This is a genomic window from Geobacillus proteiniphilus (assembly GCF_001908025.1).
Lineage (GTDB): Bacteria > Bacillota > Bacilli > Bacillales > Anoxybacillaceae > Geobacillus > Geobacillus proteiniphilus.
The window spans coordinates 128100-148758 of the sequence record NZ_MQMG01000002.1 but is presented as its reverse complement, the minus strand read 5'-3'; the positions used below and the strand labels follow the sequence as shown (position 1 = coordinate 148758).

The window sequence follows — 20659 nt, the reverse complement described above, 5'->3', positions numbered from 1 at the left end:
AGCTTTTCCACTGACGCCTAATGATGACAGCTATTAAATAATAACGCGTGGACAACGAAAAGTCAACAACTTTTTTGTTTCGTTGCCGTCACAAGCAATGCTGATTATATCATGTGGATGTTGTTTAGGCAATAGTATTTTTTGAAACCATTGATCAACCTTGCACCATTTCCTCGATATATATGTCCCGCTGAACGCTTAGTGACAGCAACTGTCCGGTTTCGATGATCTTGACGATCGGCCGGGCTGGCTCGTCTGAAGGAATAAACATCACTTCAGCCATTTCGCCGTTGGAGAGTTTGACGACGGCTCCTGTTTGTAGGCCGATGAGATTGTTCACCAGCGCGGCGACAGCTTCTGTACTCAGTTTGCCGAACTGCTCCCTTTGCATCGTTTCAATGGCCCGAAACGGCGACTGTTTGCGACGGTATAACCGTTCTGAAGTCATGGCGTGGTAGACATCAGCGACGGCGACGATCTGGCTGTAAGGGTGAATTCCTTCTGCTTTTACTCCGAGCGGGTAGCCGCTGCCGTCATTTCGTTCATGATGCTGCAGCACGGCAAGTTTTGCCCCATGGTTTAGCGCAGGGATTTTTTGCACCATGCGGTAGCTGAAGACAGGGTGCTGCTTTACTTCATTGAATTCAGCTTCAGTGAGCGCCGACGGATTCATCAAAATTTTCTTGCTTATTTTCGCCATGCCACAGTCTGCTAGCACACCGGCAAGGGCGATTTGGTGGCATTCCCCTTCGCTGTATCCAAGCTGCATGGCCAAAAAGCCCGCGAGCAGCCCGACGCTGACGGCATGATGGTGCAAATATTCGTCCTTTGTTGCGTAATGATGCAACATAAGCAACTCCCGTTTTTGGCCCGCCATTCGTTCAAAAAGCGGAATGATGACCCCTCTGATTTCGCCGATATCAACCGGCAAACCGGCTTGCCACGATTGAAACCATGTTTTGTATCGTTGGACCGCCTCTAAGTAGAAGGCCATCGGCTGTTTGGCAGCCGCCGTTGATGCGGAATCGACGTTGGGAAATGGTTCGCCGTTAGCAAGCAATGGTTCAACGTCCACTTCCTCAACGAGGAATTTTTCAAGTACGAGCAGCAACGGTTTCGTGATCACGGTGTTTTTCGGGATAATCGGACGTTTCGTCTTGCCGAGCACATCTTCAGCGAGCACGCATCCTTCGCGAAGCTGGGAGCGTTTCACACGGACCATCGATTAGTGCCCCCTTTGTCTTTTTTCTCTGTATTTCTATCGTAACATGATTTTGGCCGCGATGGCAGTGCTTTTGAAACAGAAAAACGACGCCCCGCGCCTATAGGCGAAGCGCCGTTTCCGCTAGGCCGAATGATCTTCTTCTTTTTCCTCGTCTCTTTCTTCCTCAGGCACTTTCGCCACCGTAGCGACGCACTCGTGCCCATCTTCGCCAGAGAGGCGAATGAGTTTAACGCCTTGGGCGATTCTTCCCGTCCGAGAAATATCGCTGACGGCAATGCGAATGAGCACGCCGCCGGTCGTGATCACCATGACGTCTTCATTGCCGACGACGGTTGTCACCGCAACGACAGGACCGTTTCTATCCGTGACGTTGCACGTTTTCAATCCTTTGCCTCCGCGGCTTTGCGCGCGGTATTCCGAGGCCGGAGTGCGCTTGCCGAACCCTTTTTTCGTGACGACAAGCACATCATGATGGTCTTCTAAAATTTCCATGCCGACTACTTCATCCCCGTCATCAAGCGTGATCGCTTTGACTCCAGTCGCGCTGCGGCCCATCGCCCGCACGTCGGTTTCCGGGAAACGGATGAGCATGCCGTTTTTCGTACCGATGATCAAATGCTTTTTGCCATCCGTCAGCCGGACAGAAATCAGTTCATCCCCTTCGCGCAAATGGATGGCGATGAGCCCATTGTTACGAATATGGGCGAACGCTGAAAGTGGGGAACGTTTGGCAATTCCTTGCTTTGTCGCAAACACGAGGTAGCGTTCATCGCTAAACTCGCTTTCAATCGGAATCATGGCGTTGATCCACTCATCTTTATCGAGCTCAAGCAAGTTGATGATCGGCAACCCTTTGGCTGTGCGGCCGAATTCCGGGATCTCGTAGCCTTTTGCCTGATACACTTTCCCTTTGTTCGTGAAAAACAGCACGGTGTCATGAGTCGACGTAACAAGCAAATGTTCGACGAAATCGTCTTCCGCCGTATGCATGCCTTGCACGCCCCGGCCACCGCGTTTTTGGCTCCGGTACGTCGATAAAGGCAAGCGCTTGATGTAGCCTTTATGAGTGAGCGTGATGACGACATGCTCTTGTGGAATTAAATCCTCGTCATCGAACTGCTCAACGGCTCCTGAAACGATTTCCGTGCGCCGCTCATCGTTGAACCGCTCCTTAATTTCGCTCAGTTCATCGCGAATGATTTGCAATACTTTCTCTTCGTCGGCCAATACGCCTCTCAGTTCTGCGATCAGACGGACAAGGTCTTGGTATTCTTGTTCGATTTTTTCCCGCTCAAGGCCGGTTAACCGTTGCAGGCGCATATCCAAAATCGCCTGCGCCTGCCGTTCACTAAGGGAGAACCGCGCCATCAGCCCTTCGCGCGCCGCCTCCGTCGTCTGTGAGCGGCGGATGAGGTCGATCACTTCATCCAAATGGTCAAGGGCGATGCGCAACCCTTCCAAGATGTGGGCTCGCGCCTCGGCTTTTTTCAGCTCAAACGCCGTCCGCCGGCGGATGACGGTTTTTTGATGGTTCAAATAATGCTCCAAACATTCTTTTAAGTTCAGCACTTTCGGCTCGCCGTTTACCAAAGCGAGCATGTTGATGCCAAAACTCGTTTGCAATGCCGTATGTTTGTACAAATTGTTCAACACCACTTTCGCGTTGGCATCGCGCCGCACTTCGATAACGATGCGCATGCCGCTCCGATCCGACTCGTCGCGCAAGTCGGTGATGCCGTCAATTTTTTTCTCGCGCACAAGTTCGGCGATCCGCTCGATCAGTTTCGCCTTGTTTACTTGATAAGGGAGCTCGCTCACAATAATCGTTTCCTTGCCGTTTGGCTGCTGCTCGATTTCGGCCTTGGCGCGCAATGTAATCGAGCCGCGTCCCGTTTCGTACGCCTTGCGGATGCCGCTGCGGCCGATAATTTGTCCAGCGGTTGGAAAGTCAGGACCTGGGATGTATTCCATCAAATCGGCGACCGTCATCTCCGGATTTTGGCTTAATGCCAACAAGGCGTCGATCACTTCGCCAAGCTGGTGCGGCGGAATGTTCGTCGCCATTCCGACAGCGATGCCGGATGAACCGTTGACAAGCAAATTGGGAAACCGGGACGGCAGCACGACCGGTTCTTTTTCCGAACCGTCATAGTTATCTTGATAGTCGATCGTGTCTTTGTTGATATCGCGCAAAAGCTCCATGGCGATTTTCGACATGCGCGCTTCTGTGTAGCGCATCGCTGCTGCCGCGTCGCCGTCGATCGATCCGAAGTTGCCATGTCCGTCGACAAGCATGTAGCGGTAGTTGAAATCTTGCGCCATGCGCACCATCGTGTCATACACGGCGGCATCCCCATGCGGATGATATTTCCCGATCACTTCGCCGACGATGCGAGCCGACTTTTTATACGGTTTATCGGCGGTCATGCCGAGGTCGTGCATGGCGTATAAAATGCGGCGATGCACCGGCTTCAGCCCGTCGCGCACGTCCGGCAGGGCGCGCGAAACGATGACGCTCATCGCATAGTCAAGAAACGAAGAACGCATTTCCTGGCTGATGTTCACTTCGCGGATGCGCGGTTGTTCGTGTTCTGCCATTCGTTCAAACCTCCCTTTCAAACCTCCTCCAGTCCGGCCCGCCCGGCCAGGCGGACGCGGACGGACGGCGGGCGCCGCTTTGCTCGCGCGCCGGGTTGTCCCCGTCGGCAAGGTGAAGCGAGGAGGGCGGCTGCTTTCCTCTTCTTTATTAGCTTAAATGTCCAAGTTTTTCACATAACGGGCATTTTCTTCGATGAATTGGCGGCGCGGCTCAACTTTATCACCCATTAAAATTTCAAACGTTTCATCTGCGTCAATGGCGTCTTGCAGGCTTACTTGCAGCAACGTTCTCGTTTCCGGATTCATCGTCGTTTCCCAAAGTTGCTCCGGATTCATTTCGCCCAACCCTTTATAGCGTTGAATTGTCGGTTTTGGCTGTTCCGGCAGCTCGGCAAGGATTTTCTCGAGCTGGCGGTCGTTGTAAGCGTAACGCACCTGTTTTCCTTGCTCGATTTTATACAGCGGCGGCTGAGCGATATAAATGTAACCGCGTTCGATCAATTCCCGCATATAACGGTAAAAAAACGTTAAAAGAAGCGTGCGAATGTGGGCCCCGTCAACATCGGCGTCGGTCATGATGATTACCTTATGGTAACGCGCCTTTGAGATGTCGAACTCTTCGCCAATGCCCGTGCCAAGAGCCGTGATAATCGCCCGCACCTCATTGTTCGACAAAATTTTGTCCAAGCGCGCTTTTTCCACGTTAAGGATTTTCCCGCGCAGCGGCAAAATCGCTTGGAAATGGCGGTCGCGTCCTTGTTTCGCCGAACCGCCGGCCGAATCGCCCTCAACGACGTACAGTTCGCTGATCGACGGGTCTCTTGACGAACAGTCGGCCAGTTTGCCCGGCAAATTGGAAATTTCAAGCGCACTTTTGCGCCGCGTCAGTTCGCGCGCTTTTTTTGCCGCCAGCCGCGCCCGCGCTGCCATCATGCCTTTTTCGACGATTTTCCGGGCAATCGTTGGATTTTCAAGCAAAAACGTCTCAAATTGTTCGGAAAAGACAGCGTCGGTCACCGTGCGCGCATCGCTGTTGCCGAGCTTCGTTTTCGTTTGCCCTTCAAACTGCGGCGATGGATGCTTGATCGACACGATGGCCGTCAGCCCTTCGCGCACATCATCGCCGGTCAAGTTCGCGTCGTTTTCTTTGAAAATTTGTTGCTTGCGGGCATAATCGTTGATGATGCGCGTCAGCGCCATTTTAAAGCCGGATTCATGCGTGCCGCCTTCATGCGTATGAATGTTGTTGACAAACGAATAAATGTTGCTTGTATAGCCGTCGTTATACTGCAAGGCGATTTCTACGGCAATGCCGTCGCGCTCGCCGGCGATATAAATCGGCTCCTCGTGCAGCACTTCTCGCGTTCGGTTCAAATGGCGGACGTATGAACGAATGCCGCCTTCGTAAACATATTCGTTTTTTCGGTTGTCGACCCGTTCGTCCGTCAGCGTGATTTTTAAGCCGCGATTTAAAAAGGCGAGCTCACGCAGCCGAGTGGCCAGCGTTTCATAGTCAAATTCAGTCGTCTCAGTGAAAATTTCCGGGTCCGGCTTAAAACGGGTCGTCGTTCCGGTCCGGTCTGTCTCGCCGATGACTTGCAAGTCGGTGCACGGCTCCCCGCGCTCGTACCGCTGGTAATGAATTTTTCCATCCCGATAGACATACACTTCGAGCCATTCCGATAAGGCGTTGACGACCGAAGCGCCAACGCCGTGCAAGCCGCCGGACACTTTGTAGCCTCCTCCGCCAAATTTCCCGCCGGCATGAAGGACGGTCATAATGACTTCGACGGCGGGCCGTCCGGTCGCCTCGTGAATGTCAACCGGAATGCCACGCCCGTTGTCGGCGACGGTGATGCTGTTGTCTTTGCCGATCGTCACATCGATGTTTGTGCAATAGCCCGCCAACGCCTCGTCGATGCTGTTGTCGACGATTTCCCAAACGAGATGATGAAGTCCTTTCGGCCCCGTCGAGCCGATGTACATCCCCGGGCGCTTGCGGACCGCTTCAAGACCTTCAAGCACTTGGATTTGGCTTGCATCGTACGTCTGCTCAACCCGTTGTTCCATTGTCATGCCTGATCACCTACGCTTTCTTTGCAAACGTTCAACGGTCTCGCGGTCAAGAAGGAGCGGTTACCGAACCAGAATGGACTCGATAAATGGCCGCTTCTTGAATGATGTCGTGCTTAATGCCGTCAATGCTTGTTGTTGTGACAAAAGTTTGCACTTTTTTCCGGATGGCATCAAGGAGGTGGGTTTGCCGAAAGTCATCGAGTTCTGACAACACATCATCAAGCAATAAAATGGGGTAATCGCCTAACTCGGAAAAGATGAGCTCAAGTTCTGCCAGCTTGACCGCTAGCGCCGTTGTGCGTTGTTGCCCTTGAGAACCGAAAGTTTGCACGTTTTTTCCATTCACGAAAAACGCGATATCATCGCGATGCGGGCCGATCAGCGTCGTTCCCCGCTGAACTTCCCGTTCCCTCATGGCAGCGAACGTTTCACTGTATGCTTCTACTATTCTCGACAATTCCGTCTTTTCTGATACGTCGACCGACGGTTCGTATCGGATGCAAAGCTGTTCAGCGCCGCGGCTGATTTCATAATGGATCGGCATCGCCCATTGCTCAAGCAGCGACAAAAACTGGCGGCGCCGCAGCGTAATTTTGGCCGCCAGCAATACAAGCTGCTCAGTTAACACATCAAGCACCGCCTCATCGCTCTGCTCGCGCGCTTGCATCATTTTTAAGTAATGATTGCGTTGCTGCAGCAGCTTTTGGTATTGGCTCAAATCATGTATATACACAGGCGACATTTGCCCGATTTCCATATCAACAAATCGGCGCCGCACTTGCGGACTTCCCTTGACTAAATTCAAGTCTTCGGGAGCGAACATGACGACGTTCAAATGGCCGACATATTGGCTGAGCCGCTGCTGTTCAATATGGTTGCACCTTGCTTTTTTTCCTTTTTTTGAAATCAACAGCTCAAGCGCTAACGATCCGCTTCGTTTTTCCGCTCTTCCTTCTATTTTAGCATACTCTTCATTCCAACGGATAAGGTCTTTATCGTTGGACGTGCGGTGCGACTTCGCCATAGCCAAAACATAAATGGCCTCCATCATGTTCGTCTTTCCTTGGGCGTTTTCTCCTAAGATGACGTTTACGCCCTCGCCGAAATTCAGCGTTTCATACTCATAATTGCGGTAATTCGTCAACGTTAAGTTGGTCAAAAACACCGAACCTTCACCTACTCCGCTTTTACGACGACGAACGTGCCAAACGGTTCAATGTCGACCCGGTCGCCGTCTCTCAGCTTTCGCCCGCGCCGGTTTTCCCGTTCTCCATTGACAAGCACGTGATGTTCCTGCAAAAACCATTTGGCCGCACCGCCAGTATCGATCAATCGCACGAGTTTCAAAAGCTGCCCCAGCGTAATCGTTTCCGTTGTGATCGTCACCCGTTGTTCCATCCGTTCATCGCTCGCTTTCTTTCAAACTGCCTATTTTTTTATTTTACCGGAAAATCCGCCCACTCGCAAAGAAAGCCGATGGGAAGGACGGGCGTATGTGTTGCCCGCCTTCTCATCGGACTTGAGAAAAAGCGGCGTTGCCGGGCGGCTTTTGCCCTTGAAGCTGAATGGTTTTCGCCAATAGGAGGGCGGTGGGTCAATATGTTCTCACCGGCAAAATGAGCTGAAGCATCGAATCGGTATGAAGCGGGCGCAACAGGAACGGCCGCATGGCCCCAGTGAAGCTGATTTGAATGTCTGTTCCATCAAGCGCCCGCAACGCGTCCATCATATATTTCGCGCTGAACGAAATGTTCAACTCTTCCCCTTCAAGAGACTCCGTTTGCAGCTGCTCCGTCACTTTCCCGATCTCCGGAGAAATCGAAGAAATTTCGAGCATTCCTCCAGGAAGCGTCGTCAGTTTCACAACGTTGTTCCTTCCTTCTCGAGCAAGCAAGGACGCTCGGTCGATTGCCTGCAAAAACTCTTTTGCATTGACGATCATGGTCGTTTTGCTTTCTGTTGGAATCAAGCGGGCCGTCTCCGGATAGTTGCCGTCAAGCAGCCGGGAAAAGAAGAGAAGGTGCTCGGCCTTAAATAGCACTTGATTGGCTGTCATGACGATGTCCACCGGGTGGTTGCCGTCATCCAAAATTTTGCTGAGCTCATTAAGACTTTTTCCAGGGATGACGACGTTGTATGATACTTCATTTTCCGACTCAATTTTCACTTTGCGCATGGCTAAGCGATGACTGTCGGTCGCTGTGCAGACAAGCTCGCCATGTTCAACTTTCCAGTTGACACCTGTCAAGATTGGGCGCGTTTCCGATGTAGAAACGGCGAACACTGTTTGCCGAATCACGGTTTTCAATAAATCAGCCGGGATTTGAAACACGTTTTCTTCTTCAATTTGCGGCAGGCGCGGATATTCGTCGGCGTTTAGCCCATTGAGGCGGAATTCTGAGTGCCCCGAGCGGATGATCGTCAAAAAGTTGTCTTCCGTTTCGATTTCCACCGTTTGTTGCGGCAGTTTTTTCACGATTTCAGAGAAAAAGCGCGCCTGCAGTACGATGCTCCCCGGTCTTTTCACATCAACGAGCAACTTGCCTTCTTTTTCAAGCGGAATAAACGATTCAATTGAAATGTCGGAATCGCTTCCGGTCAGCGTTACTCCCGAGGCGGTTGCTGTTAGTTTGATTCCGGTCAAAATCGGAATCGTCGTTCTTGTCGATACGGCTTTCATCACGTCTTGGACGCTCTTGGCCAACGCTTCGCGGTCAATGGAAATGTTCACGTTGCTGTTCCTCCCCGTTTCTTTAGATCGTCGGAAATAAATTATGAAAATATAAAAACAAAAACCGTAGTACTAGTCGTATGGCTTGTTAGTATGTGGATAAACAAAAAAAGCGAAGCAAGCACAGCCTGTCCACATGTGGATAAGCTGTGCATAAAACCGAGACAGTTGTTCACAGTTGCTTCAGCTTTTCTTGAATCTCTTGTATATGCCTTTGCAGCTGCGTATCGGTTTGCAAAAGCTTTGATATTTTTTCATGGGCGTGGATGACGGTTGTATGATCGCGTCCCCCAAATTCATCGCCGATTTTCGGCAACGAACAGTCGGTCAGTTCGCGGGAGAGATACATGGCAATTTGCCGAGGGAACGCGACCGATTTTGTTCGCTTTTTCGCTTTAAAATCTTCCATCTTGATGTTGAAATGCTGTCCAACAACGCGTTGAATGTCTTGAATCGTGATTACCTTCGGCTTTGCGCTCGGGATGATATCTTTCAATGCCTCTGCTGCCAAGTCAGCGGTGATCTCTTTGTTGATGAGCGACGAATAGGCGACGACGCGAATGAGGGCGCCCTCAAGCTCACGGATGTTTGAGTCAATTTGATTGGCGATATAAAGCATCACCTCGTTTGGAATGTCAAACCCCTCTGCCTTCGCCTTTTTGCGGAGGATAGCGATCCGCGTCTCCAAATCAGGCGGCGTAATGTCGGTGATGAGCCCCCACTCAAAGCGCGAGCGCAAGCGGTCTTCAAGCGTTGGGATTTCTTTCGGCGGTCGGTCGCTTGAGATGACGATTTGCTTGCTTTCCTCGTGCAGCGTATTGAACGTATGGAAAAATTCCTCTTGCGTTTGTTCTTTTCCAGCCAAAAACTGAATATCATCGATCAGTAGAACGTCAACGTTCCGGTACTTGTTGCGAAAGTCGTCAGGGCGGTTGTCTCGGATGGCGTTAATAAACTCATTCGTAAATTTTTCCGAAGATAAATAGACCACTTTCGCTGATGGGTTATGTTCAATCACGTAATGGCCGATCGCGTGCATTAAGTGCGTTTTTCCTAATCCGACGCCGCCATAGATAAACAAGGGGTTGTACGCTTTGGCCGGGGCCTCAGCGACCGCCAATGAAGCGGCATGGGCGAACCGGTTGCCGGAGCCGATGACAAACGTATCGAACGTGTATTTCGGATTTAACATGCTTTGTGGGAAATCGTTTGCCTCTTCATACGGTTTCCGTTGCTTTTTCTTGGATGACTGGAACTCCAGTTCTTCATCATCCTGATTTGGCGGAATGATAAACTTGACGGCCAATTCTTCGCCCGTGATGGTGTAGATCGTTTCCGCAATCAAATGGGAGTAGCGAGAATCAAGCCAATCTCTAGCAAACTCGTTCGGGGCTACGATGACGAGCGTGTCACCTCGTAAAGAGTGGGCTTTCGTTGACTTGAGCCAAGTTTCAAAGCTCGGCTTGCTGATTTTTCGTTCGATCTCCGCGAGCACGCGATCCCATAAGTCATGGATATTTTCCACCCGTTGCCCCTCCCTTAAGTCAGAGGATGATCGTTTGTTTGAAAAAATAAGTTTGTGGAAAAAGTATATTAAGGAAAAAAGCAGCTTTTCGACAAAATCCACCATCTGTGGATAACGTTATTAACACGCTGTGAAAAAAATATCCACAAACTATCCACAAAATGTGGATAGATTTATCTTATTCACATGATTATCCATAGTGAAAACACAATAATAATAGCAAATAAAACGGCCTGTTGCAACGGGATTTTTTTGATTATCCACAAAATTGACAAGCTGTGCAAAAATCGTTATCCACACCATTGAACATGTGAAAAAAATGTCGATAAATGTTGTGGATTGTTGACAGGAGAGAGAAAATTTATCCACAACGATGATCAAAGTTGGAAAAACGAAGAGGCGGTTGACATTTGCTAAGATTGTTCAATATAATGAGAAAGACTGCCCGTAACTGTTATTCCCTAGGGAGGTGTCATAGATGAAACGGACGTATCAACCGAATAGACGGAAACGCAGCAAAGTGCACGGATTCCGCGCGCGCATGAGCACGAGAAACGGCAGAAAAGTGTTGGCGCGCCGCCGCCGCAAAGGAAGAAAAGTTTTGTCTGCATAATAGGCCACTGAAGTTTCAGTGGTCTTTTTTCTCAATGTTTTGCCGCCGGGAAATTAGGCAAATGGAGTGTTTTGGGAGAATGAAAAAAAAGTATCGGATCAAGAAAAACGAAGAGTTCCAGGAAGTGTTTCAGAGGGGCGCTTCAACGGCCAACCGCCAGTTTGTCATCTACACGCTTGACCGCCCGGAGCAACCTTATTTTCGCATCGGGCTGTCTGTCAGCAAAAAACTCGGAAAGGCTGTCGTCCGAAATCGAATCAAGCGATACATCCGCCAATGCTTCCTCGAATTGAAAGAGGACATCACCCCTGGCAAAGACTATGTCGTTATCGCTAGGCAGCCGGCGGCGGAGATGAATTATGCGGAAGTGAAAAGAAGTTTAATCCATGTGCTCCGGAAATCCGGAGGGCTGAAAAATGGAGGCCGGCCGCCGCATTCGGCTTGAAAAAATGCTCCACGCGGCAAAAAAAGATGGTAAAATACATACGTGAACTTGTATATGTGGGAGGAAAAAGAAGGTGAAAAGGCGAATCGGATTGATCGTTTTGTTCGGTGCGTTAGCGTCTGTGCTGGCCGGATGCACGGAAATTCACAAACCGATCACCCCGGAAAGCAAGGGGTTTTGGAACGAGTATATCGTTTATCCGCTTTCTTGGCTGATCAAATATGTCGCCGGGCTGCTCGGCGGAAGCTTTGGTCTGTCGATCATTGTCGTCACCATTTTGATCCGCTTGTTGATTTTGCCGCTGATGATCCAACAGACGCGCAACGCGAAGGCGATGCAAGCGCTTCAGCCGGAAATCGAAGCGCTCCGCAAAAAATACAGCTCAAAAGACGCGCAAACTCAACAAAAGCTCCAACAAGAGATGATGCTCTTGTTCCAAAAGCACGGCGTCAACCCAATGGCCGGCTGCTTCCCAATTTTGATCCAGATGCCGATTTTAATTGGGTTTTACCATGCCATCATGCGGACGAGGGAAATTGCTCAACATAATTTTTTATGGTTTGACCTTGGCGAAAAAGACCCGTACTACATTTTGCCGGTCATTGCCGGCGTGACGACGTTCATCCAGCAGAAAATCATGATGGCCGGCTCCGCTCAGCAAAATCCACAAATGGCGATGATGCTTTGGATGATGCCGATTATGATCGTCATTTTCGCGATCAACTTCCCGGCTGCTTTGTCGCTTTACTGGGTCGTCGGAAATATTTTCTCCATTGTGCAAACGTATTTCATTAAAGGGCCGGAGATTGCCGCCCATTCAGGAGGAGCGAAAAAGTGAAAGAAGTAACCGCGACCGCCCGAACAGTCGAAGAGGCGGTGCAGTTGGCGCTCGCGCAGCTTGGCGCGCCCCGAGAGCGTGCGGATATTGTTGTGCTCGATGAAGGGAAAAGAGGTTGGTTTGGCTTGTTTGGCGGCCGGCCGGCGGTTGTGAAAGCCGTGCTGAAAATCGACCCGGTTGAGGAGACGGTTCGCTTTTTGCAGCAAGTCATCGCGCAAATGGGGGCGGAAGGGGCAAGCATCGAAGCTGCCCGCCGCGGCAAGCAGGTGACGCTTCATGTGCACGGGGGGCCGGTCGGTCTATTAATCGGCAAGCACGGGCAAACGTTAAACGCTCTTCAGTTTTTGGCGCAGCTCGTCGCCAACCGCCATGCTGACGAATACGTGTCGATTGCCGTCGATGTCGAAAATTACCGCGAACGAAGGGAAAAGGCGCTGATCGAGCTGGCGCACAAGCTGGCCGCCCGGGCGGTGAAGACGGGAAAAGAAGTAAGGTTGGAGCCGTTGCCGGCGCATGAACGGAAGATCATCCACGCAGCGCTGGCTGGCAACAAGCACGTCTTGACCTATTCCGTTGGCGTTGATCCGCACCGTTCGATCGTCGTCGCTCCGAAAACAGGCAAAATGTCGCCGAAAAAAGAGGCGCCTCGCTAAACTGTAGAGAGGCGCCTCTTTTTTTACGGTGTTGGCGCCGCATGGAAGATTGGCGATGGAAATGGGGGGCGTTTCAGCAAGAGCTTTTTCAAATTGGGAAACAGCGCAGCAACAGTCTTTTTTGCCTATCCGTCCAGATGATTGTGAAGAAATCACTAGTTTCCATCAACTTTTTTGACGGCCGCCGCTTATATTTTTCAACAACCGCGTTGAGCGCGCCGTATTGTTATTCACATGTGGATAAGTTAAAATTGAACTAAGTGAATATGCACAAGGAAAACAAGCGGCCAAAACGGGCTGTGGATATAGAGAAAGCGGAGCAAAGAGAGGTGAACAGCTTTGACGGAATTTGATACGATCGCCGCCATTTCGACGCCGATGGGCGAAGGGGCGATTGCCATCGTTCGGTTGAGCGGAGATCAAGCGGTTGAGATCGCTGACCGGCTTTTCCGCAGCCCGAGCGGAAAGCGGCTCAAAGACGTTCCATCGCACACGATCCACTACGGGCATATCATCGATACGAAAAGCGGACGGGTCGTTGAAGAAGTAATGGTGTCGGTTATGCGCGCACCGAAGACGTTTACGCGCGAGGACGTGGTCGAGATCAACTGCCATGGCGGGTTTGTTTCCGTCAATCGGGTGTTGCAGCTCGTGCTGGCAAACGGGGCGCGGCTCGCCGAACCGGGGGAGTTTACGAAGCGGGCGTTTTTAAATGGGCGCATCGATTTATCTCAAGCTGAGGCGGTCATCGACCTAATCCGCGCCAAAACCGACCGAGCGATGAACGTCGCCCTACAGCAAATGGAAGGGCGCCTTTCAAAATTGATTCGCGAATTGCGGCAGACGATTTTGGAGACGCTGGCACATGTTGAAGTCAATATTGATTATCCGGAATACGATGATGTCGAAGAGATGACGCCGCTCCTTTTGCGGGAAAAGGCGGAATATGTGCGCGGGCAAATTGAAAAGCTTCTGTCGACCGCCGCGCAAGGAAAAATATTGCGGGAAGGGCTGGCAACGGTCATCATCGGGCGGCCGAACGTCGGCAAATCGTCGCTTTTGAATGCGCTCGTCCATGAAAATCGGGCGATCGTCACCGATATTCCGGGAACGACGCGCGACGTCATCGAGGAATATGTCAACGTCCGCGGCGTACCGCTTCGCTTGATCGATACGGCTGGCATCCGCGAAACGGAAGACGTCGTCGAACGGATCGGCGTCGAGCGCTCGCAGCAAATGTTGAAGCGGGCCGACTTAATTTTGCTCGTTTTGAATTATCATGAACCGCTGACGGAAGAGGACGAGCGGCTGTTTGCCATGATCGAGGGAATGGACGCCATCGTCATTGTGAATAAAACCGATTTGCCTCGGCGGATCGATATGGAGCGAGTCAAGGAACTGGCGGCCGGCCGGCCGGTCGTGGCGACATCGCTGTTGCATGAACAAGGAATTGATGAACTGGAAAAAGCGATTGCTGACCTGTTTTTTGGGGGTGAGCTGGAGGCCGGCGATTTGACGTACGTTTCTAACTCCCGCCATATCGCCTTGCTCGAGCAGGCGAAAACAGCGATTGAAGACGCGTTGGCCGGCATTGACGCCGGCATGCCGGTCGATCTCGTCCAAATCGATTTGCGCCGGGCATGGGAGCTGCTTGGTGAAATCATCGGTGATACGATCCATGAAAGCTTGATTGACCAGTTGTTTTCTCAATTTTGTTTAGGAAAATAATCAAGGAGGATATCGAAAAATGGATTACCATGGAGGAACGTATGACGTCATCGTCGTCGGCGCCGGCCATGCCGGCTGCGAAGCGGCATTAGCTTCGGCGCGCATCGGGGCGAAAACGCTTGTCATTACGCTCAACCTCGATATGATCGCGTTCATGCCGTGCAACCCGTCGATCGGCGGCCCGGCGAAAGGAATCGTCGTGCGCGAAATCGACGCTCTCGGCGGGGAAATGGCGAAAAACATTGACAAAACATACATTCAAATGCGGATGCTAAACACCGGCAAAGGGCCAGCCGTCCGCGCGCTTCGGGCGCAAGCCGATAAAGTGCTGTACCAGCGGGAAATGAAAAAAACACTCGAAAATCAAGAAAATTTGACGCTTCTGCAAGGAAAAGTCGAGCGGCTGATCGTCGAAGACGGCGTTTGCAAAGGTGTCATCACTCACACGGGGGCGCATTATTACGCTAAAGCGGTCGTCATTACGACCGGGACGTTTTTGCGCGGGGAAATCATCATCGGAGACATTAAATATTCGAGCGGCCCGAACAACCAGCAGCCGTCGATTAAGCTGTCCGAGCATTTAGAAGAGCTCGGGTTTGAACTTGTTCGCTTCAAAACGGGCACGCCGCCGCGCGTCAACAGCCGGACGATCGACTACAGCAAAACCGAGATCCAGCCGGGAGACAAGGAGCCGCGGGCGTTTTCGTACGAAACGACGACGTACATCACCGATCAGCTGCCGTGCTGGCTGACGTATACGACGGAGGAAACGCATCGCATCATCGATGAAAACTTGCACTTGTCGCCGATGTACTCCGGTATGATCAAAGGAACCGGCCCGCGCTATTGCCCATCGATCGAAGATAAAGTCGTCCGGTTCCATGATAAGCCGCGCCATCAAATTTTCCTTGAGCCAGAAGGGCGGGAAACGGAAGAAGTGTACGTGCAAGGGTTGTCGACAAGCTTGCCGGAACATATCCAGCGCAAGCTGCTCGAGACGATCCCGGGGCTTGAGAAGGCGCAGCTCATGCGGGCCGGCTACGCGATCGAGTACGATGCCATCGTGCCGACGCAACTATGGCCGACGTTGGAAACGAAGCTCGTGAAAAACTTGTATACGGCGGGGCAAATCAACGGCACGTCCGGCTATGAAGAAGCGGCGGGCCAAGGCATTATGGCCGGCATTAATGCCGCCCACCGCGCGCTCGGCCGCGAAGAAATCATTTTAAGCCGTTCGGATGCCTATATCGGCGTTTTGATCGACGACTTGGTGACGAAAGGGACGAATGAGCCATACCGCCTGCTGACGTCGCGTGCCGAGTACCGGCTTTTGCTTCGCCATGACAACGCCGATTTGCGCCTGACCGAGCTCGGCTATCGGATCGGTCTCATTTCCGAAGAGCGGTATCAAAAATTTTTAGCGAAAAAAGAGGCGATCGAACGAGAGAAAAAGCGGCTGCAAACGGTGATCATCAAACCGACGCCGGAAGTGCAGGAAGTCATCCGTGAAGCGGGGGGAAGCGAGCTGAAAGACGGCATTCGCGCCGCCGATTTGCTCCGACGCCCGGAGATGACGTACGAGCACATCCGAAAACTGGCGCCGGCTGACGAGGAGATCGCTCCGGAAGTGGCTGAGCAAGTCGAAATTCAAATCAAGTACGAGGGCTACATCCAAAAATCGTTGCAAGAAGTCGAACGGCTCAAAAAAATGGAAAACAAAAAAATCCCGGAAGATATCGATTACGACGCCATCCAAGGGCTTGCAACCGAGGCGCGGCAGAAGCTCAAACAAGTGCGCCCGCTCTCGATCGCCCAGGCGTCGCGCATTTCCGGCGTCAATCCGGCCGATATTTCGATATTATTAGTGTATTTGGAACAAGGAAGAATCGCGCGCGTGTCGAATGAATAAACAATGAGGGAAAGGATTGGCTTATGGAGGCGACACAATTTCAAGCCATGCTCGAAGAGAGGGGAATTTCCCTCTCTTCCCGGGCGCTTGCGCAGTTTGAGCGCTATTACGAACTGCTCGTTGAGTGGAACGAGAAAATGAATTTGACCGCTATTACGGACAAGCCCGGCGTCTATGTGAAGCACTTTTTCGACTCGGTGTCCCCGGCTTTTTACTACGACTTTTCAGCGCCGCTTGCGCTTTGCGACGTCGGCTCCGGGGCGGGATTTCCGAGCCTTCCGCTCAAAATTTGTTTTCCGCATTTGCGCGTTTCCATCGTTGATTCGCTGCAAAAACGCATCCGTTTTTTAGAGCATCTTACCGCCGAGCTCGGGCTTGCGGACGTGGCGCTTTACCACGAACGCGCTGAGACGTTCGCCCGTCAAAAGGGGATGCGCGAATCATTTGACGTCGTCACGGCCAGAGCGGTGGCGCGCATGCCGGTGCTTGCCGAACTTTGCCTTCCGCTCGTGAAAATGGGCGGGACATTCATTGCGATGAAAGCTGCTTCGGCGCCCGAGGAGCTGAAAGAGGGAAACAAGGCGATTTCTGTGCTTGGCGGAGAAGTGACGGCGACGGAAACGTTCACGTTGCCGTTTGACGAAGGCGAACGAACGATCATTTTCATCCAAAAAATGAGAAAAACGCCGAACCAATACCCGCGCAAACCGGGAACGCCGAACAAACAACCGATTCAGTAGCGTTTTTGCGGGCGGCGGGAGGGCTTTGCCGGCTGAAAGAGAGAAACAAGCTGTTTCGCTCCCCGCCTTTGTCCCGCGCCAAAAAACCGACCGTAAGGCGGCGTATGCCGGGCGAGACAGAGACATTTTGGCCAAGTATGTCCAAAGGTGGTGTAGGGGGATGAAGCATCCATTTTCGCGCTTGTTCAGCTTTGGAGAAAAAGAACAGGAAGAAATGGAGGAAAAGCAAGAGCGGGAGGAAGTTCGCCACATTCCGGTCAAAAGCATTATTCCGAACCGCTTTCAGCCGCGCACGATGTTTGATGAAGAGAAGATCGACGAGTTGGCGCTGACGATCCGCACGCACGGCATCATCCAGCCGATCGTCGTCCGCGAATGCGGGAACGGACGGTTTGAAATCATCGCCGGCGAGCGGAGATGGAGAGCGGTGCAAAAGCTTGGCTGGACGGAAATCCCCGCGATCATCAAAAACTTAAATGACAAAGAAACCGCCTCCGTCGCCCTCATTGAAAACTTACAGCGCGAAGAGTTGACGCCGATTGAAGAGGCGATGGCGTACGCCAAATTGATCGAGCTCCATGATTTGACGCAAGAAGCGCTCGCTCAGCGGCTCGGCAAAGGACAGTCGACGATCGCCAATAAGCTGCGTCTGCTGAAACTCCCGCAAGAGGTGCAAGAGGCGCTCTTGCAACGGGCGATTACGGAACGTCATGCGCGCGCGTTGATTGCCTTGAAAGATAAAGAAAAACAGCTGAAACTGCTGCAAGAAATCATCGACAAACAGTTGAATGTCAAGCAGACGGAAGATCGGGTGTTAAAGCTGCTCGAGGCGGGGGAACGGAAGCCAAAACCGAAGCGAAAGGCGTTCAGCCGCGATATGCGCATCGCCGTCAACACGATCCGCCAGTCGCTTTCCATGGTCGAAAGCAGCGGGGTGTCCGTCCAATCTGAAGAAGAAGAATTCGATGACTACTATCAAATTACGATTCGAATCGCGAAAAAATAACGAAAGTCACCTTTTGCCTCATCAAGCACAGCTGATGGGGTTTTTTCTTTCAGAAAACAAAGTCATTTTCCTGTTTTCGTGCTAAAATAAAATGGATTGAGGAAGAGATAGAGGTAGGTGGCATCGTGGGAAAAGTCATTGCTATTGCAAACCAAAAAGGCGGAGTTGGAAAAACGACGACGGCGGTCAATTTATCGGCCTGTTTGGCGCATCTTGGAAAAAAAGTGCTGCTTGTTGACGCCGATCCGCAAGGAAATGCGACGAGCGGCATCGGCATTGAGCGAGGCGATGTCGACGAATGCATTTACAATGTCATCATTGGCGACATGAAAGCAAAAGATGTCATTCGACCGACGGACATTGAAAATTTATACGTCATTCCAGCGACGATCCAGCTCGCCGGCGCAGAAATTGAGCTCGTCTCGGTCATTTCCCGCGAAATCCGGCTGAGAAACGCGATCGAGCCGCTGAAAGACAAATACGACTTCATTATTATCGACTGTCCTCCTTCGCTCGGCTTGCTGACGCTCAACGCGTTGACAGCGGCCAATTCCGTGCTCATCCCTGTCCAATGCGAATATTATGCGTTAGAAGGGCTCAGCCAGCTGCTTAACACGATCCGGCTTGTGCAGCGGCACTTAAACTATGATTTGCGCCTCGAAGGCGTTCTGTTGACGATGCTTGATGCAAGGACGAATCTAGGCTTGCAGGTCATTCAAGAAGTCAAAAAGTATTTCCGCGAAAAGGTGTACCAGACGATCATCCCGCGAAACGTGCGGCTGAGTGAGGCGCCAAGCCATGGCAAGCCGATCATTTTGTACGATGTGAAATCGCGGGGGGCGGAAGTGTATTTGGAACTGGCGAAGGAGGTGCTTGAACGTGGCTAAAGGTCTCGGCAAAGGCATCAGTGCGCTGTTTGACAACCTCTCTCTCAATGAACTTAATGGGAAAGAGGAAACGGTGCGGGAAGTAAGCATTCACGACCTTCATCCAAACCCGTACCAGCCGCGGAAAACGTTTCAGCCTGAGGCGATTGAGGAGTTGAAGCAATCGATTTTGCAGCACGGCATTTTGCAGCCGCTCATCGTCCGCCGTGTACCGAACGGATTTGAAATCGTCGTTGGCGAACGGCGCTACCGGGCGGCGAAAGAGGCGAATTTGCCGTCAGTGCCGGTCGTGGTGCGCGAGTTGACTGATGAGCAAATGATGGAGTTCGCCCTTCTTGAAAACTTGCAGCGCGAGGATTTGAACCCGATCGAGGAAGCGATGGCGTACAAAATGTTGATGGACAAGCTGCACTTAACCCAGGAGGAAGTCGCGAGCCGCGTTGGGAAGAGCCGTCCGCACATCGCCAATCATTTGCGTTTGTTGTCCCTCCCTTCAGATGTGCAAAAGCTGCTTATTGACGGCACACTTTCGATGGGACATGGCCGCGCGCTTTTAGGGCTGAAACAAAAAAGCAAAATGAAACCGATCGTGGAACGGACGATTCGCGAAGGGTTGAACGTCCGCCAGCTTGAAAAGCTGATCCAACAAGCGAACGAAAATGTTTCACGTGAAACATCGAAGCGGAAACCGCCGGAAAAAAGCGTGTTTATTCGGGAAAGCGAATCGTTGCTGCGCGAAAAATTCGGGACGAACGTCACGATTAAACAAACGAGGAAAAGAGGAAAAATTGAAATTGAGTTTTTTTCTCCGGAAGATTTAGAGAGAATATTAGAACTGCTCGATGTGCGGTTCGACGAGTAAGTCGGCCCTTTGATCAAGGCCGGTTTATTTTTTTGCAAGAGAGGGTTGGACATCATGGTGTTGTTAGGAACGATTGTCAACGGAGTGAGCATTATCGCCGGGGCGTTGATTGGAAAATGGCTTCATCGCATCCCCGAGCGAGTAAAGGAAACGGTGATGGGGGGGATTGGGCTTGCGGTGGCGTTGCTTGGCATACAAATGGGAATGAAAAGCGAACAGTTTCTCGTTGTTATTTTCAGCCTTGTTTTCGGCGGCATTCTCGGGGAGTGGTGGAACTGGGAGGAAAAGCTGAACCGGCTCGGTCAATGGCTCGAGGCGAAAGTGGGCGGAAACGGGCAAGGAAGCATCGCTAAAGGGTTTGTCAGCGCGACGTTGTTGTTTGTCATCGGGGCGATGGCCATCGTCGGAGCGCTTGACAGCGGGCTGCGCGGCGACCATAGCGTCTTGTATACGAAATCGATTTTAGACGGCTTTGCCAGTGTCATTTTGACGACGACGCTCGGCATCGGCGTCATCTTCTCCGCCTTGCCGGTCGTTGTTTATGAGGGGAGCATCGCGCTGTTGGCGACGCAAATCGAACGGTTTGTGCCGAAGGAAGTGCTCGATTCGTTCATCGCCGAATCAACGGCGACCGGAGGCATTTTAATTATGGCCATTGGACTCAATATGCTCGGTTTGACGAACATTCGCGTGGCCAATTTGCTGCCGAGCATTCTCATTACGGCAGCCGCCGTTTTCATTCTTTCACTCGTTTAACGACCGGTTGTTTTGGCCGGACAGAAAAGAAATCCCCTCCTTGAACAGCTGACCAAGAGGGGGATTT

The 20659-nt window shown here is 51.7% G+C and carries 18 protein-coding genes; 11 read left to right on the top strand and 7 right to left on the bottom strand.

Annotation, left to right across the window (positions count from 1 at the left end; translation table 11 throughout):
- Positions 1 to 154: 154 nt before the first annotated feature.
- The 7 genes from BRO54_RS01825 to dnaA form a co-directional block, all read right to left on the bottom strand.
- The gene (locus BRO54_RS01825) at positions 155 to 1222 is read right to left on the bottom strand and encodes an HD-GYP domain-containing protein (protein ID WP_074042949.1); all 1068 of its coding nucleotides are present in this window, start codon (positions 1220 to 1222) and stop codon (positions 155 to 157) included.
- Positions 1223 to 1345: 123 nt separating this feature from the next.
- Entirely contained in the window at positions 1346 to 3823 is a 2478-nt protein-coding gene (gene gyrA / locus BRO54_RS01820; RefSeq protein WP_074042948.1) for a DNA gyrase subunit A, read from the bottom strand.
- Between the two features lie 153 nt (positions 3824 to 3976).
- On the bottom strand, positions 3977 to 5899 hold the full coding sequence (gyrB, locus tag BRO54_RS01815; RefSeq protein ID WP_074042947.1) for a DNA topoisomerase (ATP-hydrolyzing) subunit B: 1923 nt from the start codon (positions 5897 to 5899) through the stop codon (positions 3977 to 3979).
- Between the two features lie 46 nt (positions 5900 to 5945).
- Complete coding sequence (gene recF / locus BRO54_RS01810; protein ID WP_074042946.1) at positions 5946 to 7064, bottom strand: DNA replication/repair protein RecF; 1119 nt, start codon at positions 7062 to 7064, stop codon at positions 5946 to 5948.
- A gap of 11 nt (positions 7065 to 7075) precedes the next feature.
- Positions 7076 to 7297, bottom strand: a complete 222-nt coding sequence (yaaA, locus tag BRO54_RS01805) for a S4 domain-containing protein YaaA (RefSeq protein WP_031406397.1) — start codon at positions 7295 to 7297, stop codon at positions 7076 to 7078.
- Between the two features lie 196 nt (positions 7298 to 7493).
- A complete protein-coding gene (gene dnaN / locus BRO54_RS01800) occupies positions 7494 to 8630 on the bottom strand; it encodes a DNA polymerase III subunit beta (RefSeq protein ID WP_015373695.1) in 1137 nt (378 codons plus the stop codon).
- 172 nt (positions 8631 to 8802) lie between these two features.
- Positions 8803 to 10155 carry a chromosomal replication initiator protein DnaA gene (gene dnaA / locus BRO54_RS01795; RefSeq protein WP_217700889.1) on the bottom strand — a complete coding sequence of 451 codons (1353 nt, stop codon included), beginning with the start codon at positions 10153 to 10155 and terminating at the stop codon, positions 8803 to 8805.
- Positions 10156 to 10633: 478 nt separating this feature from the next.
- On the opposite strand from dnaA, the gene rpmH reads away from it, so the two are divergent.
- The 11 genes from rpmH (at position 10634) to BRO54_RS01735 (ending at position 20592) form a co-directional block, all read left to right on the top strand.
- Positions 10634 to 10768, top strand: a complete 135-nt coding sequence (rpmH, locus tag BRO54_RS01790; protein ID WP_003253900.1) for a 50S ribosomal protein L34 — start codon at positions 10634 to 10636, stop codon at positions 10766 to 10768.
- A 79-nt stretch (positions 10769 to 10847) separates the two neighbouring features.
- Positions 10848 to 11213 carry a ribonuclease P protein component gene (rnpA, locus tag BRO54_RS01785; RefSeq protein ID WP_074042945.1) on the top strand — a complete coding sequence of 122 codons (366 nt, stop codon included), beginning with the start codon at positions 10848 to 10850 and terminating at the stop codon, positions 11211 to 11213.
- Positions 11214 to 11286: 73 nt separating this feature from the next.
- Positions 11287 to 12051 carry a YidC family membrane integrase SpoIIIJ gene (gene spoIIIJ / locus BRO54_RS01780; RefSeq protein WP_074042944.1) on the top strand — a complete coding sequence of 255 codons (765 nt, stop codon included), beginning with the start codon at positions 11287 to 11289 and terminating at the stop codon, positions 12049 to 12051.
- Positions 12048 to 12704, top strand: coding sequence for an RNA-binding cell elongation regulator Jag/EloR (gene jag / locus BRO54_RS01775; protein ID WP_074042943.1), 657 nt, complete (start codon positions 12048 to 12050; stop codon positions 12702 to 12704). The genes spoIIIJ and jag overlap by 4 nt, the downstream gene beginning before the upstream one ends.
- Before the next feature lie 339 nt (positions 12705 to 13043).
- The gene (mnmE, locus tag BRO54_RS01765; RefSeq protein ID WP_074042941.1) at positions 13044 to 14432 is read left to right on the top strand and encodes a tRNA uridine-5-carboxymethylaminomethyl(34) synthesis GTPase MnmE; all 1389 of its coding nucleotides are present in this window, start codon (positions 13044 to 13046) and stop codon (positions 14430 to 14432) included.
- Positions 14433 to 14451: 19 nt separating this feature from the next.
- A complete protein-coding gene (gene mnmG, locus BRO54_RS01760) occupies positions 14452 to 16341 on the top strand; it encodes a tRNA uridine-5-carboxymethylaminomethyl(34) synthesis enzyme MnmG (protein ID WP_033024485.1) in 1890 nt (629 codons plus the stop codon).
- A 23-nt stretch (positions 16342 to 16364) separates the two neighbouring features.
- On the top strand, positions 16365 to 17081 hold the full coding sequence (gene rsmG, locus BRO54_RS01755; protein ID WP_074042940.1) for a 16S rRNA (guanine(527)-N(7))-methyltransferase RsmG: 717 nt from the start codon (positions 16365 to 16367) through the stop codon (positions 17079 to 17081).
- Between the two features lie 160 nt (positions 17082 to 17241).
- Positions 17242 to 18087 carry a nucleoid occlusion protein gene (noc, locus tag BRO54_RS01750; protein WP_011232954.1) on the top strand — a complete coding sequence of 282 codons (846 nt, stop codon included), beginning with the start codon at positions 17242 to 17244 and terminating at the stop codon, positions 18085 to 18087.
- Between the two features lie 125 nt (positions 18088 to 18212).
- Positions 18213 to 18974, top strand: coding sequence for a ParA family protein (locus tag BRO54_RS01745; RefSeq protein ID WP_011232953.1), 762 nt, complete (start codon positions 18213 to 18215; stop codon positions 18972 to 18974).
- A complete protein-coding gene (locus BRO54_RS01740; protein ID WP_074042939.1) occupies positions 18967 to 19836 on the top strand; it encodes a ParB/RepB/Spo0J family partition protein in 870 nt (289 codons plus the stop codon). Before BRO54_RS01745 ends, BRO54_RS01740 begins: the two co-directional genes overlap by 8 nt.
- 54 nt (positions 19837 to 19890) lie before the next feature.
- Positions 19891 to 20592, top strand: a complete 702-nt coding sequence (locus BRO54_RS01735) for a DUF554 domain-containing protein (RefSeq protein ID WP_074042938.1) — start codon at positions 19891 to 19893, stop codon at positions 20590 to 20592.
- Positions 20593 to 20659: the final 67 nt, after the last annotated feature.

Bases quoted from the DNA above. Each gene is read 5' to 3' on its own strand.
- BRO54_RS01825 (WP_074042949.1), bottom strand. From the start codon at position 1,222: ATGGTCCGTGTGAAACGCTCCCAGCTTCGCGAAGGATGCGTGCTCGCT.
- gyrA (WP_074042948.1), bottom strand. From the start codon at position 3,823: ATGGCAGAACACGAACAACCGCGCATCCGCGAAGTGAACATCAGCCAG.
- gyrB (WP_074042947.1), bottom strand. From the start codon at position 5,899: ATGACAATGGAACAACGGGTTGAGCAGACGTACGATGCAAGCCAAATC.
- yaaA (WP_031406397.1), bottom strand. From the start codon at position 7,297: ATGGAACAACGGGTGACGATCACAACGGAAACGATTACGCTGGGGCAG.
- rpmH (WP_003253900.1), top strand. From the start codon at position 10,634: ATGAAACGGACGTATCAACCGAATAGACGGAAACGCAGCAAAGTGCAC.
- rnpA (WP_074042945.1), top strand. From the start codon at position 10,848: ATGAAAAAAAAGTATCGGATCAAGAAAAACGAAGAGTTCCAGGAAGTG.
- mnmG (WP_033024485.1), top strand. From the start codon at position 14,452: ATGGATTACCATGGAGGAACGTATGACGTCATCGTCGTCGGCGCCGGC.
- rsmG (WP_074042940.1), top strand. From the start codon at position 16,365: ATGGAGGCGACACAATTTCAAGCCATGCTCGAAGAGAGGGGAATTTCC.
- noc (WP_011232954.1), top strand. From the start codon at position 17,242: ATGAAGCATCCATTTTCGCGCTTGTTCAGCTTTGGAGAAAAAGAACAG.
- BRO54_RS01735 (WP_074042938.1), top strand. From the start codon at position 19,891: ATGGTGTTGTTAGGAACGATTGTCAACGGAGTGAGCATTATCGCCGGG.